General features: G+C 52.8%; 19 protein-coding genes. 12 read left to right on the top strand and 7 right to left on the bottom strand.

Features of this window, described 5'->3' with window-relative positions; all coding sequences use genetic code 11:
* Positions 1-15 precede the first annotated feature (15 nt).
* Both AB1L42_RS12220 and AB1L42_RS12215 read right to left on the bottom strand, forming a co-directional pair.
* A complete protein-coding gene (locus AB1L42_RS12220; protein ID WP_367055486.1) occupies positions 16-1,161 on the bottom strand; it encodes an FAD-dependent oxidoreductase in 1,146 nt (381 codons plus the stop codon).
* Positions 1,162-1,187: 26 nt separating this feature from the next.
* Positions 1,188-2,447, bottom strand: coding sequence for a sulfate adenylyltransferase (locus tag AB1L42_RS12215; RefSeq protein ID WP_367055483.1), 1,260 nt, complete (start codon positions 2,445-2,447; stop codon positions 1,188-1,190).
* 253 nt (positions 2,448-2,700) lie between these two features.
* Between AB1L42_RS12215 and AB1L42_RS12210 the strand changes: the two genes are divergently transcribed.
* The 4 genes from AB1L42_RS12210 to AB1L42_RS12195 all read left to right on the top strand — a co-directional run bounded on the left by AB1L42_RS12210 (position 2,701) and on the right by AB1L42_RS12195 (position 10,096).
* Complete coding sequence (locus AB1L42_RS12210; RefSeq protein WP_367055480.1) at positions 2,701-3,417, top strand: DNA topoisomerase I; 717 nt, start codon at positions 2,701-2,703, stop codon at positions 3,415-3,417.
* Between the two features lie 133 nt (positions 3,418-3,550).
* Positions 3,551-5,506 (top strand): asparagine synthase (glutamine-hydrolyzing), encoded by a 1,956-nt coding sequence (asnB, locus tag AB1L42_RS12205; RefSeq protein WP_367055477.1) that lies wholly within the window; start codon positions 3,551-3,553, stop codon positions 5,504-5,506.
* Positions 5,503-6,774: a glycosyltransferase family 39 protein gene (locus AB1L42_RS12200; protein ID WP_367055475.1), complete on the top strand. Its 1,272-nt coding sequence runs from the start codon at positions 5,503-5,505 to the stop codon at positions 6,772-6,774. The genes asnB and AB1L42_RS12200 overlap by 4 nt, the downstream gene beginning before the upstream one ends.
* A 4-nt stretch (positions 6,775-6,778) precedes the next feature.
* Complete coding sequence (locus AB1L42_RS12195; protein WP_367055473.1) at positions 6,779-10,096, top strand: hypothetical protein; 3,318 nt, start codon at positions 6,779-6,781, stop codon at positions 10,094-10,096.
* 38 nt (positions 10,097-10,134) lie between these two features.
* Here the strand turns inward: AB1L42_RS12195 and AB1L42_RS12190 are convergent, their stop codons facing one another.
* The 4 genes from AB1L42_RS12190 to AB1L42_RS12175 form a co-directional block, all read right to left on the bottom strand.
* Positions 10,135-11,181 carry a dihydrodipicolinate synthase family protein gene (locus AB1L42_RS12190; RefSeq protein WP_367055470.1) on the bottom strand — a complete coding sequence of 349 codons (1,047 nt, stop codon included), beginning with the start codon at positions 11,179-11,181 and terminating at the stop codon, positions 10,135-10,137.
* Between the two features lie 56 nt (positions 11,182-11,237).
* Positions 11,238-12,278: an NAD(P)-dependent oxidoreductase gene (locus tag AB1L42_RS12185; RefSeq protein WP_367055468.1), complete on the bottom strand. Its 1,041-nt coding sequence runs from the start codon at positions 12,276-12,278 to the stop codon at positions 11,238-11,240.
* An 86-nt stretch (positions 12,279-12,364) separates the two neighbouring features.
* The gene (locus tag AB1L42_RS12180) at positions 12,365-13,687 is read right to left on the bottom strand and encodes an Nramp family divalent metal transporter (RefSeq protein ID WP_367055466.1); all 1,323 of its coding nucleotides are present in this window, start codon (positions 13,685-13,687) and stop codon (positions 12,365-12,367) included.
* 290 nt (positions 13,688-13,977) lie between these two features.
* Positions 13,978-15,357, bottom strand: coding sequence for a hypothetical protein (locus tag AB1L42_RS12175; protein WP_367055464.1), 1,380 nt, complete (start codon positions 15,355-15,357; stop codon positions 13,978-13,980).
* A gap of 397 nt (positions 15,358-15,754) precedes the next feature.
* Between AB1L42_RS12175 and AB1L42_RS12170 the strand changes: the two genes are divergently transcribed.
* The 5 genes from AB1L42_RS12170 (at position 15,755) to AB1L42_RS12150 (ending at position 19,208) form a co-directional block, all read left to right on the top strand.
* The gene (locus AB1L42_RS12170) at positions 15,755-16,258 is read left to right on the top strand and encodes a hypothetical protein (RefSeq protein ID WP_367055461.1); all 504 of its coding nucleotides are present in this window, start codon (positions 15,755-15,757) and stop codon (positions 16,256-16,258) included.
* Between the two features lie 162 nt (positions 16,259-16,420).
* Positions 16,421-16,645 (top strand): hypothetical protein, encoded by a 225-nt coding sequence (locus tag AB1L42_RS12165; RefSeq protein ID WP_367055458.1) that lies wholly within the window; start codon positions 16,421-16,423, stop codon positions 16,643-16,645.
* 6 nt (positions 16,646-16,651) lie between these two features.
* Positions 16,652-17,068, top strand: a complete 417-nt coding sequence (rnpA, locus tag AB1L42_RS12160; RefSeq protein ID WP_367055455.1) for a ribonuclease P protein component — start codon at positions 16,652-16,654, stop codon at positions 17,066-17,068.
* A gap of 404 nt (positions 17,069-17,472) precedes the next feature.
* Entirely contained in the window at positions 17,473-17,727 is a 255-nt protein-coding gene (locus tag AB1L42_RS12155) for a hypothetical protein (protein WP_367055452.1), read from the top strand.
* Between the two features lie 230 nt (positions 17,728-17,957).
* A complete protein-coding gene (locus tag AB1L42_RS12150) occupies positions 17,958-19,208 on the top strand; it encodes a PQQ-binding-like beta-propeller repeat protein (protein WP_367055449.1) in 1,251 nt (416 codons plus the stop codon).
* A 504-nt stretch (positions 19,209-19,712) separates the two neighbouring features.
* Here the strand turns inward: AB1L42_RS12150 and AB1L42_RS12145 are convergent.
* On the bottom strand, positions 19,713-20,144 hold the full coding sequence (locus AB1L42_RS12145) for a hypothetical protein (RefSeq protein WP_367055446.1): 432 nt from the start codon (positions 20,142-20,144) through the stop codon (positions 19,713-19,715).
* A 53-nt stretch (positions 20,145-20,197) separates the two neighbouring features.
* On the opposite strand from AB1L42_RS12145, the gene AB1L42_RS12140 reads away from it, so the two are divergent.
* The 3 genes from AB1L42_RS12140 to AB1L42_RS12130 all read left to right on the top strand — a co-directional run bounded on the left by AB1L42_RS12140 (position 20,198) and on the right by AB1L42_RS12130 (position 24,113).
* Positions 20,198-21,916: a sigma-70 family RNA polymerase sigma factor gene (locus AB1L42_RS12140; RefSeq protein WP_367055443.1), complete on the top strand. Its 1,719-nt coding sequence runs from the start codon at positions 20,198-20,200 to the stop codon at positions 21,914-21,916.
* A 782-nt stretch (positions 21,917-22,698) separates the two neighbouring features.
* Positions 22,699-23,532, top strand: coding sequence for a translation elongation factor Ts (gene tsf / locus AB1L42_RS12135; protein ID WP_367055440.1), 834 nt, complete (start codon positions 22,699-22,701; stop codon positions 23,530-23,532).
* Between the two features lie 227 nt (positions 23,533-23,759).
* On the top strand, positions 23,760-24,113 hold the full coding sequence (locus AB1L42_RS12130; RefSeq protein WP_367055436.1) for a Rieske 2Fe-2S domain-containing protein: 354 nt from the start codon (positions 23,760-23,762) through the stop codon (positions 24,111-24,113).
* The last annotated feature ends 8 nt before the right edge of the window (positions 24,114-24,121 follow it).

Below are 24,121 nucleotides of genomic sequence, written 5' to 3'. Positions count from 1 at the left end.
TTTGTCCAGGAGTGATTAACTCTTGTCCGAAGGTTGATACTTTTGAACGAAGCTTCGGTCGATCCAATTCTTCAAGTGCAACGCCCATGCACCCTGGAACGAAAAACCTCGCCACACTCCCGCTGCTGATCTATTGCCGAAGTTCATCAGCTTCAAGAAATTCTCTTGCGGTTCGAACTTCTTCGGCGTCTTACCATCCATCAATCGCTGGAGGTTGTCCCACAAAATGGGACCCTGTCTGACCGCATAAACGCCAGCTTTCGGAACTGATTTGTGCTGAATCGACCCGGAATCTCCGACAGCGAATACTGGCTCGCCAGAAGTTGATTGCAGCGAATCATCGGTGAGGAGAAAACCGTTGTCGTCTCGAGGAAGTTCGAGTTGACTGAGGAGTGGCGGAGGGGCAGCACCGGAAGCGAGAATGGCAAGATCGTTCGGGATCGTCGAACCGTCTTCCAGATGCAGTGCTCCAATCGAGATTTCCCGGACGCGGTGACCGGTCGTCAGGTGAATGTTTCTCGACTTCAATTCTTTGCTGACGCGGCGACGAAATCGGGATGGCTCCGATTGCAGGATGTTCTCGGCGTCGTGGATGAGTTTCAGCTCAAAAGGAATCTCTGTAGCTGTCTGCGAAAGCCGAGCCTGCAGGCAAAGAGCGATTTCGCATCCCGCCATCCCTCCCCCGATGATGGAGACCTTGATTGGTTCGGAGCGATTCTGGAATCGAAGCCGATCGAGACGCTCGCCGAAGCGTTTCGTGAAGTCCTGCATTGGCTTAATCGACAAGCAGGCAGGGTGGGCGATCTCGATTCCTCGGGTTGAAGGAATTGATCCGATCCCGACGGAGAGCACGTCGAAGGCGATCGTCGTTCCATCAGCAAGGATGAGCTGGCGACCGCTGCGATGTGTGACGTTCCCGATGACCAGTTCCACTCCAGCCCAGTCGCAAAGACGCTGAAGATCGATCTCCGCAGCTCGAAGCGGAAACTGTCCAGCCAACACACCCGGGAGCATTCCGGAGTAAACCGTCGTTGGAAAGTTGGAGACGCAGACGAGTTTCGTTTGAGGAATTGGATTGCGTTTCCAGTTTCTGACAATGTGCGCATGAGTATGTCCGACACCCAGCAGAAGAATCGTCTTCGTGTGCTTTGTGTCGGACATGTTCACTGCGTCGTTGTGAGGGGCGACTACTGCTTCATCGCTTCAGCAAGGATGCGAGAAGTTGTTTCTCGCATGATGCGTGGGTCGACGAGTTCGCCTTTCTGGAGAGTGGCTCGCACGTCTTTTCCGGAGATGAAGACCGGCTTTTCGTCGGAGTGATTCTCCATCAGGTCGACGCGTCCCATCGATTCGTAGTACGCAGCGAAACCGACTTTGACCGGTTCAATCAGCAGTTCGCCGTCGAGCTTGTCAAAGATTTCGTGAGCATCGAAATCACCCCAGATGGCTGTGCCGTCTGCGAACGGAACGTCGGCGTGCTTTCGTCCGATGACGATGTTTGTGTAGCCCATGTTCTGGCGGTAGATGGCGTGCATGATGGCTTCTTTGGGGCCACCGTAGAACATTTTGATGTCCAGCCCGAGGAGCTTAACGCGGTCCGGAACGGAATCGTCGCGGCTTCCCCAGAGTTCTGGATCGCTGTCGCCATCGCCGAGAGCTCGTTCGCTGATGAGCTTCTCGTAAGTCTTCATTCGGATTTCGGCGTTGACGTCGTCGCCCTTGGTTTCGCCGATCAGCGGGTTCAGAACAGCACCTGCGTTCTTGCCTTCCTTCAGAAGAACTTCGAGAGCGTAAACGAGGGCGTACTCGTGGGCGCGGTGAAGTGGGTTTCGTGTCTGGAAGGCGACAACTGCGTCCCAACCGGTTTCGCCGATCAGTTTGCGGACTTCGCGTGGTGTGAGAACGTACTGGCCGAAGTGTGGATTCTTAGGCTGTGGCAGTGCTCGGATTTCTCCGCCGATGAGGTGCGTCTTGTCGGCGTCGGTTCCTTTGAGAACCATGTCGGCGCCGGGATGATCAGTTCGATCGGTCAGGTAGACAGAAGAAATGTAAGCTTGCTTGTCCCACTCATAGACGTCGTTGACGTCGAGGGTTGCAACGATTTCACCTTCTGGGTTTGTGAGGGCGACTTTTGTTCCCGCTTTCAGGCTCGCGGCGAGTTCGCTGGTCACAGGAAACGCGATTGGAATTGTCCAGGCGTACTTCTTACCATCATTGACAATGACAGATTCACTCAGCACTCTGTCGTAGGTCTCCTTGTTCATTGGACCGGTGAGAGGACTGAGAGTCCCGTCGGCAAATCGGTACACGGTCGACAAGTCAGCGGCGGAGACAGGAACCTTTGGAAGGGAGGCTGCTTCTGCTTTGAAAGAGTCAATGTCAGCAGCTGCGACTGTGCAGCAAACGGGCTCCGAAAGGCCGCCGTGTGGAGCGATAAGATCAGCCATGGCTTAAGTTCCTAAAGTGAGTTTTTGCAGTTGGATGGACCATTCCTGCGCTTGTGAAATGTTGTTTTTGAAAGACCTGTTTGAGACGCGAGACTAGGGCATGCCGGATTGACCGTCAAGACCGGTGAAATCCTGAATTGGAACCGATTCGCAACGATTGATTTGCTCTTCGCGGAAGCGGTTGGGAAGCTATCGTTTGCACAACAGCGGCAGGGCTCGTCCCAGGTTTGAGAATCGATGATTGAGGGCAGTGATGCCATATCCCCCGAACTGGTTGCTTCGACAGATCCTGGCTCCAGTGATCCGACCTGCAACACGGCTGATCATCGGGATGTTGGCAATTCCCATGCTTCGCGTATTGCGAAAGAAAGTCGCCCGCTCCAAGGAATGGGACGATGAGTTCGAAAAGGACGTCGAACAGTGGTTTCGCAGCTCGTTGCTTCTCTTTTTTGCAACTAAGAATGTCGAATTGTGGCTGGGATCGTGGCTTGATCTGAAGTTCAATTTCACACTCGATCACTGGTGGGTGACCGCTGGCCGACTTTTGCTGGCAATCGGAGTGGTCGAGTCGATGCCGGATCAGGAACTGTTCGCCATCGTCCATCCCGGTCCTCCCCGCCCGAAATGGGTGAAAGGGCGAGGTCTGATCGGGAATGTGTCTGATCAATTTCGGCCGATACTTCGAGGTCTCGTCTGCCAGCATCTGAATCGATCGTCACCGGTTCTCGCGATTATGGCAGCCATCATGGGCGGCACCGTAGGTTGGGTCTGTTATGCGATGGCGATCACGCAATACCTTATCATTGGTCTTGTGACCTCCCGTGATAAAGCTCGCGATGTGCTCTCTGAGTTCGATCGCCAGGTGGCGAGGCGGCGTCAGGAACTTGTCGAAGAGTTCGAACTCGACGACGAAGACTCGACCGATGATGAGCTTCCTCAAGCTTCGGAAAGTGACCCGAAACCCATCTAGCGAGTTCATCTTCGCTCGCCCATCGAGGCGAAATCTGTTTTCGAACGAGAACTCCAGTTTCAAACTGTCAGAATTGGCTGTGCATCGACTACGATTCTTCGACAGAATTCAGAGACTTGGGAAGTGATCGGTTATGTGTGGAATCGCGGGCGGAGTCTGGTCCGCCAACTCGGAGCCCTTGAGTCAAAGTCATCTGGAGAAAATGCTCCATGCGATCCGTCATCGCGGTCCGGACGACTACGGCGTCTACTTTTCGGCGACCGAGGAAAACAGAAACGAAACACTATCCGCATCTGCCGCACTCGGGCATCGACGACTCTCGATCATTGACCTGAGCGGCGGACGGCAGCCGCTGTCGAACGAAGATGGAACCGTCTGGGTTTCGTTCAATGGGGAGATCTACAACTACCGGGAACTCCGGAAGGAATTGATTCAACAGGGGCACGTGTTCCGGACTGACTCGGATACGGAAGTGATCGTCCACCTGTATGAGGAGTACGGGGTTCGGTGCGTCGACAAAATGCGAGGCATGTTCGTCTTCGCAGTTTGGGATGAATCCCGCGAGCGGCTGCTCCTCGCGCGAGACCGGCTCGGTCAGAAGCCGTTATTCTACCGTCAAGAATCGGGTCGACTCTTATTCGCGAGTGAACTGAAAGCAATTCTTCAGGTCCCGGGAATTCCTCTGCAAGTTAATCGGCAGGCCATTGATCTCTATCTGACCTATCAATACATCCCGCATCCGACATCAATACTCACTGGCTTTCAGAAGCTTCCTCCAGCTTCCATCGCTGTTTATGAGCGGAATGAATTGACCGTCGAACGGTACTGGAAGCCACCTTACGACGATCTGATCGAAGCGACACCGACAGCACGCGCTGAAGCATTGGAAGAGCTTCGCAGCACGTTGACTGAAGCGGTTCGCTTGAGAATGCGATCGGATGTCCCGCTCGGGGCGTTTTTGTCCGGAGGGATCGACTCGACGATCATTGCAGGATTGATGCAGTCACTGTCGGAGCAACCGGTTCACACGTTCTCGATTGGCTTCCCGGTCCATGAATACGATGAGCGGGCTTACGCTCGTGAGGCGGCCAAGTTTCTCGGAACGGAACATCACGAGTTTCTTGTTGATCCGTCGGCACTGGAAACGTTATCGACGCTGATCTGGCATTATGACGAACCCTTCAGCGACAGTTCTGCAATTCCGACGATGGCACTATCGGAAGTGACTCGAAAGATTGTCACCGTCGCATTGTCCGGCGACGGCAGCGACGAACTCTTCGCAGGTTACCATCGATATCGAGCAGTCGATCTGGCGGGCAAAGCTGATTGGTTACCGGGTCCGGTGAAGGCTGCTCTGGCAGCGAAGATCTGGCAGAAGATTCCGACGTCCACCCGCCAACGTTCTCTCGGTCGTCGTGCAAAGCGATTCATCGCCGCACTGGGACAGTCTCCGGAGCGACGGTACTTGCGCTGGATCGGGATCTTCGATGAAGACTCCCGCCACAATCTCTACACGCGGGAGTTTCAAGAGTCGTTGAACGGCTACGACAGTGGTGATTTCATCGATGATGCCTACGCCGAATTTCCCAATCGTGACTTCCTCACGCGAACCACCGCGGTCGATGTCATGACGTATCTCCCGTGTGACATTCTGACGAAAGTGGACATCGCGAGCATGTGTCACAGCCTCGAAGCACGCAGCCCATTTCTTGACCATCACGTCGTCGAACTCGCTGCGCGAATGCCGATTGAGTGGAAGTATTCCAACGGAAAGGGGAAGCAAATCCTCATCGATGCTTTCTCCGATCTGATTCCCGAATCAATTCAGAATCGCTCGAAAATGGGATTCGGAGTTCCGATCGATCACTGGTTCCGCAACGAACTCAAATCGTTGATGAAGGAGACACTTTTGTCGGACCGGTGCCTCGATCGCGGTTACTTTCGACCAGACTCACTGAAATTGATGATCGACGAACACCTCAACGGACGTTGGGATCACTCGTATCGATTGTGGAATCTTGTGTGTCTTGAACACTGGCACCGAGTCTTTTTGGAAGGAGACCGACCAGAGGAAACTGTCCCAGCATGATCGAGTCGCAAGTCCTTCATCGTCGCTGGCTGATCGCGATTTTGTTCGTCGCTCTCGTGTTTCGCGTGGGCGGAGTGGTTGTGCTTCAACAGCGACTCGACGCGAAAGGTCAGCAATTTTTGATCGCTGGCGACGCAGAGGGATACTGGCAGCTTGGCCAGAAAATTGTGGAAGGCGAAGACTACGCGATTCACACGCCGCCGCGATATGTGCATCGAATGCCTGGGTTTCCGGTCCTGCTCGCTGCGATCATGGCGGTTTTCGGACAACACTTTCTGCCCGTTCGCATCGTGCTTGCAGTCATTGCCACGTTGGCCTGCCTGCTTGTTTACTGGCTCGGAAAACGAATCGGAACCGAGCGGACAGGGCTCATCGCTGCTGCGATTGCCGCAGTGTCGCCGACGTTTGTCGGATTCTCCGGATTGATTCTTTCCGAAACAACGTTCAGCGTCGCGCTGCTGCTGGCCTCGCTCGCGTGCGAACGACTAGGCCGACTGATTTCTTCGCCATCAGCATCACTCTCTGCGGTCCTGCAACAGGCGATTTGGGCGGGAATCGCGTTTGGGATCGGAGTGTATCTGAAGCCAAGCTGGATTCTCGCTGCTCCGTTGTTAGCTGGAGCGATGATTGTTTTGCTGAGACCATCTGTGCGAACGATCGCATCGGCAGCCATTGTTGTTCTGGCAATGGTCGTTTCGCTGTTACCGTGGGCCATTCGAAACGAGCTAGTCTCCGGTCACTTCACGCTCACAACTTTTTGGATGGGACCGAGTCTCTATGATGGGGTTCAACCGGGAGCGAATGGTGAAAGCGACATGCGTTTCTTCGATGATGATGGATTGGCAGGAGAAATGACCGAATACGAAGTCGACCAAGAGTATCGAAAACGATCTCGAGAACTGATCTTTGCCGATCCTCTCCGGGTTGCCCATTTGTCCTGGTTGAAGCTTGTTCGATACTGGAATCTGTGGCCCAACGCAGATCAGTTTCAATCTTGGCCGCTCAAGGCTTTACTCAGCTTTTTCTATTTGCCTGTCTTTACATTGTCGCTCTACGGTGCGTGGGTTCATCGGGGCCAATACTGGTCTATGGTCATTTGCCTCGGCCCGGTACTCTACTTCATGTTGATTCACCTGGTCTTTGTCAGTTCTCTGCGATATCGCCTGCCTGGGGAATACCCGATGCTTGTCATGACAGCTTTGGGGATCGAGGCGGTTTTATTCAGGTCCGGACAATCTCGACCGAAATTGGAGAATAACTCGGACTAGAATTGTGAGCTGGAACGGAATCCGCGAAACGCTGCAATGGATGCTGTTTCTGCTGTTGATCGGTGTGGTCGCAGCGGGGTACGGAGCGGCCCACTTTTGGTCGATGAAAGACGACCTGATCCGCACCACTGTGGACGGCGTCCTTTCTCGGATGTTCCCGACCTGCAATGTTTCTTTCAAAGCTGCGGAACTCGCTTCCGATTCTGGCGTCGTCATTTCCGAGTTGACGCTGCAGTCCAAAGTGACCGGCGCTCGTCTTGTTTCAATTCCGCGAGTCAATATTCAAATCGACTCGACCGCGCTTCAGGATTCTCATTCGATCGTCGTCCGGGCTGTCGAACTCGAATCGCCTGTGCTCGAAGTAATGAGAAGTGCTGAGGGGATGTGGTCCTGGACGGGATTCACAACCTCGAGCCCGGAGCAAACGTACTCACCTGAGATTCGCATTCGAAACGGCCAGATTCGATTGGGAATCGAACAGATCTCCGGCGGGATCATTCATCAAATTGATGGACGTGTGGTCGAGGCCAATCTTGTTCCGACTGCCTGGAAAGCCTTCGACATCACCGGGGCGCTGGCTGTTGAATCGCTGGGGACGCTGCAACTGGCGGGGAATCTTGACCTGAGAACACTGAAGTGGAACCTTCAGGGTGACTTGGGGGATGTTCGCGTTGATGGTCCGTTGATCGAAAAGGCCGCACAGTTAATCCCGGATGTCGGACGGCGTCTGGCTGAACTGCAAAGTCAGTCACCCGTGATGAAAGACCGGATGAATCCGCAAGGACGGGATTCCCAGTTTGCGCTCGTTGGCGAAACGGTCGAGCAGGCGAGTCGGCGTGCACTCTTCAGAGCAGACTTGAACCTCCACTTCGAGATTGGCCAACTCTCGGCGGATCATCCGCTGGACTACGAGTTGACCTCCGATTTCCGCAACGGGCAAATTTCTGAATTGCTGTTGCCTGTTCCGTTGTACGATGTCAGTGGGCACTTCGAACTGACTCCCGACAAGATTGTCGTCCGTCGTTTCGAAGGCAGAAATAATAGTGCCGCGCTCTCAGTTGACGGATTCGCATCGCGTCTCGGCGATGACTGGAGCAAAGACTTTTCGATCAAAGCTCAGAATCTGCAGATCGACGAGCGGCTCGAAACGGTCTTACCGGAGTCGATGGCCGGTTTGTATCACTTGATTCATCCGCGAGGAGTTTTCGATCTCGACTTCGACGCCAGGTTACAAGCTGGGGAAAACTGGGCGTTCAAGCTGCGCAAATTCACAGCACGCGATTGCCAGGTCAAACACGAATACTTCCAGTATCCCATCGATCAGATTCAGGGTGAAGTGACTCATGATCAGGGACTGTTCCATTTCAACCTTCGGGGAATGGCGGGAGATCGGCCGGTCACTCTGAACGGGACCAAAAGCGATGCAACAGGTCCCGGAGGAAGCGAATTCGTCATTCGCGCGGAACGTGTTCCCATCGACGACCGGTTGTTGAATTCGTTGCAGATGAAGAATCAGCAGGCCGCCCGAGAAGCAATTGAGTCGATGCAACTCGAAGGGGTGCTCGACGTCACCGCCAAGTTCGTCCAGGCTGCGACTCCCGGCGCGAAGTTCATGATGCAGCTGAATGCAGAGGTCAAACAGGCGTCTGCCAACTACAAAGGGTTTCCGTATCAGCTGGAAGACTTTTCGGGGACGATCGAATACGACGCCGTCGAAACCCCGGTCTGGCGATTCGACAACCTGAAAGCCAGACACGGACATGCTCATCTCAGCGGGCGAGGGTTACTCGACCTCACACTCTCACCACCGGTGTTTGCTCTCGAATTCAATTGTGTTCGCGTTCCGATCGATGCTGATCTCGAGAAAGCATCCCGTGTCAGTGCTCCTCATCTGGAGCAGCTCTGGAAAGACATTGACCTGAAAGGCACGGTCGATGTGGATCGCGTGCGAGTCGGATGGCGTCTCGGCGACTCTCCAGAAATCACCTTGCAGGGCATCCAATGGCGAGACGGAGCTTTCAAGCCGGCCGATCTTCCGTATCGCTGGGAGAATGTCGTCGGAGCACTTGAGTACGATGGCAATCGCTTGCGGATTCACTCACTGAATGGTTGGCACGGAGAGACCTATCTGCACGTTGATGGATCAAAACCGGAATCCCCTGCGTTCGTCGATGTCCCGGAGAACTCTGCAGTCGCCTGGCATATTCATATGGGTGATCTGCACTTGATGAAGTTGAAGGTCGACACGGAATTACTCAAAGCTCTCCCGTCTGAACTCGCGATTTCGCTCGCGAGTCTCGATCTGCGCGGGCCGGTCGATTTGCACATTCAAGCTGATCTCAAGGGGTGGACATCACTGCCGGATGTGGTCACGGCGGACTGGGAACTCTTTGCATCGCTCGACAACAACGACATTTACGCGGGTATTCCGATGACCGGGGTCACCGGACGTGCGAAAGTACAGCGTGGTGTCTGGGACGGTCGTCATCTCTACATGGAAGGCTATCTTGAACTTGATTCCGTCACCGCGCTCGGAATGACATTCAAAGATGTGACGAGTCCAATGATTATCACCGACGAACGAGCAATTGTCGGTCGGGCTGTCTCGAATCAGAAACAGCACGTCCACGCTGAATCAAATCCCTATCGAGATTCTTCGCTCAAGGGGAGCATTTATCGAGGGCAGGTCGGACTCGATTCCGAAGTGATCTTTGCTGCCCGGCCGGAACTGATTCAGTACCGCGGTGAAGTGAGCATCAAAGATGTTGAGCTTGCCGACTGGGCTGCCGATCAGTTTCAAACAGCCCAAAGACTTAAAGGAATGGTCAACGGGTGGATGGAATTTCGAGGGATTGGCCCGTCAATGACCGCCACGAAAGGCAAGGGTTGGGTGAACATTTCCCCCGCTGCGATTTATGAACTTCCGGCCTTCGCACAGGTCTTCGCACTCCTGAACTTTCGACCAGTCGGGAACACTGCCTTCGACTACGCCTACGCGGAATTCGACATCAACAACGGAAAGTATGACTTCTCCTATATCGAATTAAACGGAGATGCATTAGGGCTGACCGGACGTGGATCTGTTGGCTACGCAGCCGGTTCTGCTTCACTCGTTAACTTGCAGTTTGCTTCGAAGCTGAATAATCAAGTTCCGATTCTCAGAAACATCATTCAGCCGCTCGGAAACAAATGGATTCGTGTGCAGGTCAACGGAACTGTTGCGAAACCTGTGGCCACAACTCAACCCGGCATCGGACCACTCGATGACCTGATCCGCCAATTCGGAAACGCGATCGACCCAGGAAGAATGCGACGGCCGTAATCTAAACTTTTCAGTGATTCACGCTCGCTTGTGCTGATTTAATCTAACCATTCATCGCGATGTGCTTGAACAAATTCGTCGTCGATGAGATGCGGATAGGCGGCGCAGATTCGGTCGATTTCTGCAGCTTGTCCCTTGCTCATCGTTTCTGCTTCATCCAGACACCAGCAGCCGGGAACGAGTCCCTGCCGACGGAGAACTTCCAGGATACCGGGTATGCACCCGTGAAAACCGTTGGCAGCATCGAAGATGACTGCGTTCATGTCCGTGACCTGATTCGCGATTTTCAGGTAGCGAGACGGAATCGTTTCCTCCCTCTTGATGGATTTAATTTCGCTTAACAGGTCGACAGCGGACTTGGTCCAGACAGCCCAGTGCCCGAGCAGTCCTCCGGAGAACTGAAGAGGTTTGGCTTCGGAAGCGTTTGAGAATTCGTACGAGGTCATTAAGTCGGTGACGATGGTGTCATCGTTGCCGGTATAAAGTGCGATGTCTTCACGGCCAGATTCTGCAAGTGCACGCACGACATCGATCGTTTGATAACGATTGAATGCTGCAATTTTAATCGCGACGACGTTTTCGATCTCGACGAATTTTTTCCAGAAAGAGTAGGAGAGAGAAATTCCGCCGATGCCTTCCTGAAGATAAAAGCCGAACACGGGAAGTACATCTGCGACAGCGCGGCAATGTGAGAGTATTTCTGCCTCGCTGCTGCCCTGAAGTGCAGAGAGGCTGAGGAGTCCGCAGTGATAGCCGAGTTCGCGTGCGATGGACGCTTCTTTCGTGGCTTGTTGTGTTTTGCCGACAATCCCCGCAACTCGCACGGTCTCAGTCATTCCACTTCGGCTGATCTCTTCGGCAGCGAGTTCGAGAACAGGTTTGTAGAGCCCGACTTTTTCGTCGTGAATCGCAAACTGCGTCGTGTGTACGCCGACCGCTAAACCACCGGCTCCGGCTGCGAGGTAATAGCGGCTGAGAGCTCGTTGATATCTTTCGTCCAGTTGACGTTTCGAATTCAGGGCGAGCGGATGAGCAGGGATTACAAGCCCGCTGAGGAGTTGTTGGCGAAGGGAGGAGATTTGCATGACAAGAGCTTAATTAGTGGCTGCGTGGAACGGATCTGGAATCGAGAACGAATCGCTCAGAATTTTCCGTCTCGAACTTCAAAATGCGTCGGCTTGGAATGAGTTGGAAGATCTCGTTTTAGCCAATTTGCGGTCCATTGAATCAACGTATCGAGGGAGACTTCCGGTTCCCCGTACTTCTGATGAGCCAGCGACCCATTGTTTAAGAGTGCGGTCGGTTGTGCTTCTCCGGCAGGTGTCCAGCTTTGACCGAATGCTTCCGCAAATCTCTGACAGACCTGATGAGTTGAGAAGATTGATGAACCGGCAATATTAAGAATGGTCGCTGGTGATTCTGCCTCGGCCATTGCTTGCAAGAACAGGGCGTTGGCATCGCCTTGCCAGATGACGTTTGCGTATCCCATCGTCAGTTCGGAGGGATGTTGTTCCAGAACTTGTTTGGCGAGATCAACGAGGACGCCATACCTCATTTCAACGGCGTAGTTGAGTCGTGCAATGAGAGTTGGAGATTGATTGCGGCGAGAAAAGTATTCGAACATCCGTTCACGACCAAGTGCCGACATCCCGTATTCGCCGACCGGATTCACGTCATCGGTTTCGACCGAACCACCTGAGTTCACGGGGACAAGCGGATAGACGTTGCCGGTCGAGAACGCTCCGATTCTGCTGTTGGGGAATCGCTGGCAAACAACTGACGGCAGCCAGACGTTCATCGCCCATGTGCGAGACGCATCGCCGGATGTCCCGAATTTTGCTCCTGTCATGAAGATGACGTTGGGAGTCTCCGGAAGGCCGGCGATAAAGTTCTCGTCCAACAAGTCTCCGGAGATTGTTTCGATTCCCCAGCTGTGAAGCTGTTCTGGAAGAGATTGATCGGAAAACCTGCTGACGGCGATGATGCGACGTGGCGATCCGACGTCCTGGGTTGCTCGTCGCAACATTCGAGTCAGCGAGGGGCCCATCTTTCCCCCGGCTCCAAGCACCAGAACATCCCCGGGAGTCGATTCCCATCGATTGATGACGCCTTGTGTTGGTCTGCTTAAGAGTACTTCAAGTTGTTCAAGATCTGCAATCTCATCGGGCAGAGATTCATTCATGTGGATACCTGTCTTCGAGGACCTATGAGCAGTCTGTCGCTGATGATTGCGCTTCATCAATCACTGTGGGCGTGTGCGCAAGCTGCTCATTCGTCGTCTTCATCGATGGCTTCAGCTTCGGCATTCGCTGCGGATGCTTCTTCAGCGGCTTCTGAAGTGGAGGCAACGTAGTTTCGGTATTTGTCGGGAATCTTGACGAACGCGGTGTATCCGGCGATGCCTAGCAGGAGGATCAGTCCCAGTGCCGCTCCCAAATTGGTGGCAGGAGAGTTGACGTGTTTCCCCATGATGTCTTTGCGAGACGTCAACCAGAATAAGATGGCTGCAATGAGTGGGGCTCCAATCACTGTGACTGCCTGGGCCATAATGAGCGAAGGAGTCAGATCGAAACCGAACAAAATGGCGGCGATTCCGAAAGTCATGCCCGTCAGCAATCCGGCTGCTGTGAAGAGTCGGGGCCATTTCTGATCGGGACTTGCTCCAAGTCCGAGGCCATCTGAGAGGATGAAGCCACCGATCATTGAATTGACGAGAAACGATGAATAGGCAGCTGAGAAGACGCCGAAGCAAAAGATCACTTTGCCGTTGGTTCCAAACGTTGCTTCAAGAGCTCGCGCAATGTCAACGGGAGATTTTAGTACGACCGGTTCTCCGGTATATAACCCCGCCGCTGCGGTCGACATCAGCATGATCGTCAGGACTCCCATGATGACCGATCCGATTCGGGCATCCATCAGGCCGTTTTGAAGTTCCGACTCACCCCAGCCTTTTTGTCGAACAAGATAAACTTGATAGAAGGCAGCTGTCGTGACGAACGTCGTTCCGAGAAGCCCCAGCAAGTCGAGTTCGATCATCCCAACGGATGGAACAAAGCCTGCTGCCATCTCTCCCAGATCGGGCTCCAGTCGGACGAGATTGATCGCGAAGCAAATCAGCATCAGTCCGACGAACGCCATCATCAGGCGTTCGAGCATTTTATAGAGATCTTTAAATGCGAACAGAAACATCAACGCGATGGCATTAAATGCCACAATCAGACCGACGATGACTTCCTGCGAGTCCGAGAATGCTTCGAATGCGGAAGCGACACCGAAGTTGTTTCCTGACTGGTAAGCTGCCGAGATGAAGAAGACGCAACAGCCGACCAGGATCGCCAGCCATGACCCAGCATGCTGACGAATTAAATCGCCAGCGGAACGATCAGCGACCACACCGAGTTTCGCCCCGAGAGTCATGTAAAGCATCATGAATGCAACGGAAACGACAACAATCCAAAGCATTGAATAGCCGTTGTTGGCACCGACCGAGGAACTGGTCGTGATACTGCCAGGACCGATAACAACGCATGCTGTGATCAGTCCCGGGCCAATGCGGTAGTACCAAGGATTCGACGAAGGAGTGGAATTCATAGGGCTCAGTTCAATGGAAGTGTGCGTGGATGCGAGGCGAAGCAGGAGAGTGGATGAGTCGCTTGTGCTGTGCGTCGGGGGGGAATGATTTGAGGTGTTTCAAAGGTCAGGAGAATCGATCGATGGACTGAGTCATCAATCGATTCTCCCGTTGAACTCATTGAACTCATTGAACTAGAGCAAGTTGCTCTTTCTTGTGCACTCGCTTGCTCGGTTTCATGAGTTATAAGGCTGTATTTGCTCGTGCGAGATCGTGCACACAAAATCAGAAAATGCTCTACGAGGGAAATCTATTTCAGGTCTGAGGCATCAATCTGTTCTGCGAAGCGGAATCCTTCCCGCCACTTGGGTTGATCCAATTCTGCGGTTCCGACCAGGTCTGTTTCTCCGAGGAGAAGAGTTGGTGCGTTTTGAATCTTCCCATGTTGGTCTCGGTAAACCTTCACGATGAATTTTCCAGGCGTGAACGGATCGGGCGATGTTGTTCCTGTTGCCGATTCTCGCGGGGCGATAACTAGTAGAGTTCCGTTGACCATGTGGCGGGGTGTGACAGTTCCCTGGGTGAATGCGACCGGTTCATCACTTGCGGCTTGATTCTCTTCGTCCCAGGTGTGAACGAAAATCTGAACGGTCTCCCCAACTGGCCAGGACTCTGGGATACTTGTCAGTCGAACGACTTGTTGAGTCCCGATCCACAGGTCTTCCGGAAGGTCAGAAACTGTTTTGTAGTTTCCATGAACCGCTTGAGAATAGTCATCGATCCACTTGATGATGGCTTTGTAGGTTTGGTCGTTCGGATGGAGTTTTAAGCCGCCGTAGTGGCTGACTGGATCTGACGATGACGGCGGACCGAGTTCATTCTCGCCGACTTTTGCGGGGAGCTTCGACATCGGTTTGAGGACGAGAAGACTCTTCGTCGGATCTTCAAGGTTGAGCATCGGGTAGTCGCCCGGCTCGGTCTCCCGGCTCCGGCGAACCAGTTCGTCGATCGTCTCTTCGGGCGTTCGTTGAAAGAGATCAAGGCGATCAACGAGTTCCGGATGTTTCTCAGCGAACTCCTGCTGTTTCTTGATCGCGGCTTGATGGCGCGGGTCGGAATCGTCCATCTCGTGCGGGGTATGACAGGGGAAGCATCGCATGCGGTGCGTCCAGACGGTCTTCGCGAATGACTCGGCGAGGCTACTGCGTCGAGTATGGCGAATGACTTCGTCAGGCTTCGCGGGTTTGGCAAGTTGGCTCGGAGAGAGTGGAGATCGATTGACCAGTTCCGCGTCCGCACAAGCAGCTTCAATCCATTTGGAGAATGCATCGAACTCTTGCTGACGCATCTTCTCGTGAATGAGTTTGGCACCCTCGTCGAGATCTTTCTGACCCATTTGAATGAGTTTCAGGATCTTCGAGTTCGTTGGATTCTCGACGTCAATCAATCCCTGATCGCGAAGAGAAAGAAACGTGTTTTCGTGAGAGGGGAGAATGTATTCCTTCAAGTCGACCGAAGAGAGATGGCACTGGATGCAGCTTGATGGTTCAGCGGATCGGAAGATGGGCATGATCCGTCTGTTGAAGAGATCCTCCGCGTTCTCGGAGTCGACCTCGTTTGCGAGAATGGACGTCTCGCAGAAAATCACGACGACACAAGCAAATCGTACAGCGGTCAGAAACGCTCTCATCGTCCGTCTCCTCGAATCATGAAATGACTTTGATCAGCGATGGAACACATTGAAGGTAAGATTAGCGGTTTCGAGGTGTGATTCCAAAGGTGAGTTGAAAGCAATTTTCTGAAATGGTCTTCGTGAACTCGCACGAACACGCAGGGTGAGTGCTCGACGATTCAACGTGACTTCAATTGAATCGTGTGGAAGAGTGAGAGGTCTCTGCGTTTCAAAAGTATTCACTTGCTTGAAGATCACGGCGGTCGCCGGTCGACGTTTTCTTGCTGAGTGACGAATCGCGGAGAACTCGTCATGATGGAAGGCACAGCTTGTTTCTGATGCAAGTACGGATTGAGACTCGAAAGTAGTAGGACCGTACTGAATCAGTCACCATCGATTAGAAGTTGGGAAGTCTATGTCTGCAAATCTCATAAGTATCGAAGCACTGAGGACGTTTCGGGCGTCGTTGATTCAATTCATCGAAGACGCTTCGTCAGCACTTCAATCCATGGGAATGGAATTGCAGAAGTCGAACGAGTGGATCGAACATGACCGACCACAATATTGGACGATTCAAACCCGGCGTGCATTCGATTTAGTCAGCCAGACGAGAACAGCTTACGAAACGTGTCGGATGAGAACGGTCGCTGGCCATCGGCCCTCGTGTCTGGAGGAGAAGCAAGCCTACAACGCTGCTCAGCGAAGAGTTCGCACTTGCCAGGAGCAAATGGAGCATGTGAAACGCTGGGCGAACAAGCTTCAACATGAGACCGATGAATTCAGAGGTCGATTCGCGCGGCTGCAAATGATGCTTGAAACCGAACTCCCGAAGGCAGTGACTCGTCTCGACAGACTCGCCACGATTCTGGAGTCGTACGCCGAGATGGATGGGCCGCCACCGAAGTCCGATAAATCGTGATTCGAGATCATTTGGTCACGGAATTTAAGAAACTTTCTGCAATGAAATTTGCTCAGTGAGAATCGGCTTCGGTAGCTGGTGATTCTGATTGCAATTCAGTTGGCGATCAGTCGAAGTCGTCGAAACCAGAAGACAGTGGACAAAAAGAATTGGAGAAACACGATGAGACCCGGAAACATTCAATCGGGGGCAGGGCAATTGAAAGATGCAACCGAGAAGCTCTCGCTCGCTTGGCAATCTGTTCGTGAAGTCTGGAAAGACAAACAGGCAGTCGAGTTTGAGGAAGAAGTGGTTGTTCCCGTGCTGGAGGAAGTCGCCAATCTACTTCCAGCGATTAATGAAATCTCATCCGTCATGGGAGCGGCGGTGCGATCGTGCGAGGAATAGACAGCAATGTCGAATGAGACTTCCAGTGAGACAGAACCTGCGATCCCCCCATCAGAGGATGGAGTCGGGCAGAGTCGAACGTTTTCCCGAGAGCAGCGACTGAGAAGCGGCCGCGACTTCGAGCGGGTTTACGCGCGGAAACTTCGTGCGGGCAATGAACATCTTCTGATTTTTGCGGACAGAAGCCCGACTGGGGTAACGCGTATCGGGCTGAGCGTGTCGCGGAAGAACGGAAACTCAGTCGTTCGACATCGCATTCGACGGCTTCTCAAGGAAGCGTTTCGACTCTCTCAAAGCGACCTTCCCGATGGAATCGATTTGATCCTCATTCCGCGTCCCGGTTCAAATTCAACCGTACAGGATTATCAGCGGGCATTGGTTAGTCTCTCATCCAAGCTGGCTCGAAGGATCACTGCGAGCTAAACAAGTTAGCACGATTCTCTCTTGCAAGCTCTTTTGCGTCTTCGCTTGGTTCAACCTGATTCATCAGAACCAAGGTTTTGACTCCGACGTCGTGCAAGTTGAGCAGTAGTGTGTCGACGGTCGGATGTTCCGCAATTGACGATTAGAGTCTGCCAACGGGGTCTGCAGCCTAAGTAGAGTCGATCGACCAGGGAAACTACTCACTTCCGTGCGGAGTCTTTCTAGGGAGAGTCCCTTATCGGGTGAGAAACATCTTGCAGAAGGCTCAACGACGCGCAAAATCGAGTGTTTTCGGTAAGAGTGAAATTGTCTTGCTGTGATCTCATCTGGCGAAGGCACTCGACTTTCAGCTGGATAAACTCGTGCAAAACCGACTTGAAGATGCTTTGGGTGTGTAATTGGCAATGATTCGATCTGCATTTCTCACTGTTGGTCTCTACATGCTGCTCTGTGGCGTGGTGCTCTGCGTAGTTGAAGAAGTCGTATTCAACGCCAAAATCTCCGAAACACCCGCTCCAGTTGTCGAGTTGCTGACCCGCGTCGCTGACAATGGACTCCGCACTTTTCACCCTCCGGAGTGGATGGCATTCACGTTCGTCGGAGTTGGGGCAGTGACCATGATGTACGCGATCGCGTTGCCCCGAAAAGCTTCGCACTGACGCGCACTCGTTCTCCTTCAGATGTCCAAATCGCTCCAAAGTTGGCGTGATGAAATCTCCGTCACCACTGTCGATCCGCTGCTGCGTGCTATCGCATTCGGCTTGGAGATGTGAATTCCGCCTGTGTACCATCCACATCTAATCAGGTGAGTCCCGCAGGAATTGTTTCGGATTGATCAAATCCGGAAGTTGTTGACAGCGGATGAAGCGAACAGATCAGGAGGAATGGAATGGTACGTTTGGGGACGTTGTGTTGGGGAGTCATCTTCACTCTGCTGGGGCTCGGTAGTTCCGCATTGGCTGGTGACTGGCCGCAGATTCTGGGACCGAACCGTAACGGCATCGCTTCAGCCGACGAAAAACTGGCTGATGAATGGCCATCTGGTGGACCACCAGTGATTTGGGAGAAAAACGTCGGGAGTGGTTATGCTGGCGTTGCTGTTGAGGGTGACGATGTCATCCTGTTTCATCGAGTGAAGCGAAACGAAGTTGTCGAATTGCTTTCCGCAGAAACGGGCGAATCGAAGTGGAAAGTCGAGTGGCCGACCGACTTTTACCCGCAAGTGGGTGGCGGAGATGGTCCGCTTTGCGTGCCTGTCATTGCGGGGAATCGAATTGTTGCCTTTGGGGCTGAGGGCGTCCTGACATGTATTGATCGGATTTCGGGCAAACAGCTTTGGCAGGTCGATACTCAGTCGGAATTCGGAGCCCGGGAAGGTTACTTCGGGTTTGGCAGCACACCTCTTGTTATTGGCGAACGGGTGATCGTCAATGTAGGAGGTTCAAAAGAGAATGCGGGTGTCGTTGGTTTTGATCTGGAATCGGGAGAGGTTCTGTGGAGCAGAACCGAGGAACCGGCCAGCTACTCCGCTCCAGTTGAGTGTTCCATCTCCGGCATGCCGCATGTCATGATTATCACTCGCTACAAGTGCATGCTGATGGATCCGGAAAACGGATATCTTCGATTTCAGTTCCCATTCGGTCAACGGGGACCGACCGTCAACGGAGCAAGTCCCGTTGTTCTCGGCGATCACGTTCTCGTGACTTCCAGCTACGGAATTGGTTCAAAATACGTGAAGTTTGACTTCTTCGGTTCTAAGGAAGTCTGGGAAACGGAACGGACGATGGCGTCTCAGTACTGCACGCCGATCGTGATCGACGAAAAAATTTACGTGATTGACGGACGAGACGACGTTCCGCCTGCCGACTTGAAGTGCCTCGAGCTGAAAACGGGAAAACTTGTCTGGTCAGAGCCAAATTTCGGATACGGAACCCTCATTCACGCTGATGGGAAGTTTCTGGCGTGCCTTGTTTCCGGTGAAGTTCTGCTGGGCAGGATGGAGGACACACGCATGAAAGTGCTGTCTCGGGCGAGGCTCTTTCGCTCGACGATGAGGGCTCTTCCAGCTCTCTCAAATGGGAGACTGTACCTCAGAGATCAATCAACTCTGAAGTGTTACAGCGTTGCACCCGGTTTATAAGTCGCAATCGCGACGGTCTGTCGCTGAGACCTGACGAATTTACTGAAATTGTTACATGTCGGTGAGCGAATTCACGATAGTTGCATTTTGATGGCAGACGCTCCGGATTGATTGCCAGATCGACTCCGATTTCCGAGATAATGACTGCCGAAGTTTTGACGGAAATCAAGTTGACCAAACGAGATTTGACGCATAAGAATAGGTGGGGAAACCAACTTTAATGAATTTTGAAGAAATCGTTTGTTCCCCAAAATTTTGCGTGGACGAGGGGGAAGGGTGTGTTACGATGGCGCCTCAGTTGAGGACAAAATTGACAACTGAGAGTGGCTGGTCGAATCGAACACACTTATTTGTTGACAAGATGTTACGGAAATTTGTGGTCCTCAGGATTCGACGACGGCCCCCCAAATGGGAGCGAGTAAGGATGCTGAAGACCCCCTATCGATTGGACTGTCGATTGCAACGGTTCTGCCCTCCTCTTTTTTTACTCAGACCTCCTATGTGCTACGGGTCTCCACCACGTTCAGGTTGATTGTCAATCATTGGCAGATTCGCCGAATCGTGTGAGTTAAAACGTGGTAAGCTTGGAATCAACCCGGTTGGATAGGGTTGTCCACTAAAACGGTTTGTGGGGTGACGGCACACCTGATGACCAATAGCAGGTTGTTCTGGAAATGCAGACCCTTCCCCGTGAAAACCGAGTCGGTTTTCTGTTGCTGGAAACCGTAATTTTGGTGAGTCCAGGGGGATTTCAATCAGGTACTCAAAGCCGATTGCTTCCAGAATCATCCGGAAAGTCTGATTTTCTGACTTGTGTTCTGTCTGATTCGCTGGATGGTGGGTCAGTAAGCAACGTTCGGTCATTTTCTTCTTAGATGAAATTCTGTTGCTGCGTCCTTGCGTTCCTGGAGTGATGTGAAGATTTCGCGAACTCATCAGAGCGGCAGCTGTTGTTTATTTTGAAATTGCATGTTGGATTGGAGTGAACTGTGCATCGGCTAGATTCTGGATTGAAATCGTTGATGGACCGCGCACAAGCGCGAGGATTCTTGACATACCAGGCGGTTGATGAATTCCTCCCGGATGAGGGTGGCGATCCTGTGATGATGGATCGAATCATCCAGGCGCTTGAGGAATTGGACCTCCCACTGATCAACGACCCCGATGCTCCTCGGACGGTCGCTGAAAAGACGCGCATGGAGCAGCAGCAAACCACGGAACCGGAAGTGACCGAAATGGCGGTCGCTCGCGGACTCATCGAGCCTGAAACGCCGATGTCGTCCCGTGACCCGATCCGTATGTATCTCAGCCAGATGGGAAACATCCCGCTGCTGACACGCGAAGATGAGATCTTCCTCGCCAAGCAAATTGAAATCACACGAAAGCGATACCGTCGGACGTTGATGGAATCGGATTTCGCACTCAACACAGCTGTTGAGATTCTTGATCAGGTGCATTCGGGAGAACTCCCGTTCGAGCGTACGCTTCGAACATCTGACACTGAGAACACCAAGAAAGAACAGATTCTGGGGCGTATGCCGATCAATCTGCCAACGCTGAAGCAGCTGCTGGCAGAGAACGAAGCTGACTTCGAGCTGATGCGAGCAGAGGGAACTTCCGCTGAGGAAATCGCCGAAGCACGCGAGCGAATGGTGATTCGCCGCCGAAAAATGTGTTCACTGGCCGAAGAGCTTTCTGTGCGAACCCATCGACTGCAACCGGTCTACAAGCGGATGCAGCAGATCGGTGATCGCATGAACGAACTGGTCCGCGACATCAAGATGCTTCGTCGTCGTCCATCGGCGGCCAGCGAAGTCGAGATGATGCAGCGTGAACTTGCTGAGTTCGTCGAAATGACTCGCGAAACGCCAGCTGAATTCAAAGCTCGGCTTGGAAAGATCAAGCATCGCTTCGATGCCTGGACACACGCCAAGCAGCAGCTCTCCGGTGGAAACCTGCGACTGGTTGTCTCCATCGCCAAGAAATATCGTAACCGTGGTTTGAGCTTCCTGGATTTGATCCAGGAAGGTAACGCCGGTTTGATGCGTGGTGTTGAAAAGTACGAATACCGCCGCGGTTATAAGTTCTCGACTTACGCGACATGGTGGATTCGACAGGCGATCACACGAGCTGTCGCCGATCACGCTCGTACAATTCGAATTCCTGTCCACATGTTCCAGAGTATTTCGACTCTGAAGGCGAAGAGCGAACAGATCCGTCAGGAAACTGGTCGTGAGCCGACGACCGAAGAGCTTGCAGAAGCTGTTGGTCTTTCCGTTGAGGAAACGGAACGGATCATGAAGACCTGGAAGCACCCGATCAGTCTCGATACTCCAGTCGGGGAAAGCGAAGACTCCAGCTACGGTGATTTCCTTCAGGATGGTAGTGAAAACACTCCTGCCGATTCAGCAATGCACCAGATGCTGCGGGACAAAATCAACCATGTGTTGAAAAGTCTGACCTATCGTGAGCGGGAAATCATTAAGCTCCGCTACGGTCTCGGCGATGGTTACAGCTACACACTCGAAGAAACCGGTCGAATCTTCAAAGTGACCCGCGAGAGAATTCGACAGATCGAATCGAAAGCATTGCGGAAGCTGCAGCATCAAACTCGTGCCGAGCACCTGCGTGGGTTCGTCGAGTCGCTCTACAACGGCGAAAGCGATGAATTGCCAGCGGTTGAGTCGGAAGAGTCGGTTCCAGTGTAAGTGGCTGATTCGCGACTTCGGCTGAGGTGATCAGAACCGAGTTTCACATTGTCCGGCGATCCGCTGGAGTGGCACTCATTCACTTGTGATCGTTGTCGAAGTGTGAGCGAAATCTGAAACGGGGCAATGAATTCGTCCCGGAATCAGGTTTCCTCTCCGGCCGAAAATCGCGTTCGTGAACACCCTAAACCCGCCGAATAGCCTCGGCGGGTTTTTTATGGGAAATTCATTCAAAGCACATTTGCCGGAGCTGCGGACGAATCGAGTCACAAACTGTTGTGGTTCAATGCCGGTTTCGCAACAATACCGGCTTCTCTGGGAGTGCCTCATTTGATTCCCGGGGGAATTCCGCGTCTTCTCTCTGGTTTCTCTGTGTCTTCGGGGTGAAGCTTCTTTCGAACGAATCGTGCAACGTTGGTTGTAGTTCGCGAGGCGGAAGGATGGAGTTGATTGCTGATGCCTGGGAGTCTCGCACACTCGTTCGCTACGTAGTTTGTTTTCTCTGCGTAGAGAGTTGAATCAAAGGCGTCGATCGATTGAGGGAGACGGAGTTCGAAGTCATCGGTCGATTGTTTTGGCGAAATGGGTGCGATTTTCCGAAAGCAATCGAGAACGTTTCCCTGAGAAACTGACTCGGAAATCAATCAAATTGCGGGAGAGCTACGGGCTCCTGAAGGAACCAATTGACGATGGCGTGTGGCCATCGATTGAATTCGTAGAAAACCCGAACGGGTTGCATACACAAACTATTGAATGTCCACGGATCGAGGAGGATTTCGGAGATGGCCGAAGTCACAGCTGCTGCAGTCAAAGCACTGCGGGAAAAAACTGACCTGCCAATGATGGATTGCAAAAAGGCTCTCGTGGAGGCCGGAGGCGATGAAGATAAGGCAATCGCGATCCTCCGAGAGCAATTCGAGAAGGTCATGGTCAAGCGGGCGGACAACGAAACCGCCGAAGGTCGTATCTTTACTCTCGTCAGCGAAGATGGCTCACAGGCTGTCGCTGTTGCCATGCTTTGCGAATCAGCACCAGTTGCTGGCAGCGAAGGACTGGCTGAAATCGGAAACGCAGCTGCAGCTCAGTTGATGAACGGGCCAGGTGCGGACTCGGGAGAAGCACTGCTCGAGCAGGACAACCCTGCCGGCGGAACTCTTAAAGAACTGTACGAAACAACGATCAACAAGATCCGCGAAAAAATCGTCGTCGGTCAGGTCGCCCGCGTTCCTGGACCAGTTGGTGTTTACGTTCACCACGACGGAAAGACCGCCGTTCTGTTTCAGGCAGAAGGCGAAGCAAAAGATCCTGCCGTTCTGCGTGACATCGCTATGCACATCGCAGCGATGCGGCCCGTCGTCACACTGGTCGAAGAACTCGATCCAGCCGTGGTCGAAGTGGAACGTGCTCGCCTGACAGAAGAAGCCAAGGCTTCCGGAAAACCTGAAAACATCATCGAGAAAATCGTTGATGGTCGAATGAAGGTCTTCTACCGCGACGAAGCAGGTGTTCTGACCGAACAGCCTTTCGCGAAAGACGACAGCAAGTCTGTCGGTCAAATCCTGGCGGAAAACGGTTTGAAAGCCAAGGGTTTCACTCTGATTGCAATCGGTTCCTAGTGAGCTGAAGTCCGGCTGGCACAATCGCTCAGCAGGTATTGAAAAGCCGAAAAGAACGTCTGGTTTTTGTCAGCATAAACCAGACGTTCTTTCATTTGATCGTTGGCTTTTCAATCAAGCGAACTCTGAAAAGAAAATCTGAGTGAGCGCATCGGAACGCTGAAAATGGGCTGAAGTTGTTGATGAGTTCGATTGCGTTCGAACAATGTTCGAAAAGGAGAGGTTGGATGGACGAGTTTGTTGCAGTCGCGAAGACTGGTGAGATTCCTGATGGGGAAGGGCGGACCTATCCGGTGAATGGAAAGCTGATCGCGATCTTCAATGTGAGCGGAGAATACCTCGCGATCAACGATCTTTGTCCTCACATGGGTGCATCGCTTTCAGCGGGCTACGTCGAAGATGGTCAGGTGAGTTGCCCGTGGCATGCCTGGCGATTTCGCCTTGAAGATGGGAAATGGATGGACAATCCAAAGTCCGACATCAAGACAGACTGCTACGAAGTGAAGGTCGAAGAGGCCGACATTCTCGTTCGTGTTCCGATCAAGGAAGCACCTTCAGAAGAGAGTGACCCAGTCCGCTGAAGTGGCGA

The sequence above is a fragment of the Thalassoglobus sp. JC818 genome (genome assembly GCF_040717535.1).
Lineage (GTDB): Bacteria > Planctomycetota > Planctomycetia > Planctomycetales > Planctomycetaceae > Thalassoglobus.
This window is presented reverse-complemented; position numbering and strand designations above follow the sequence as displayed.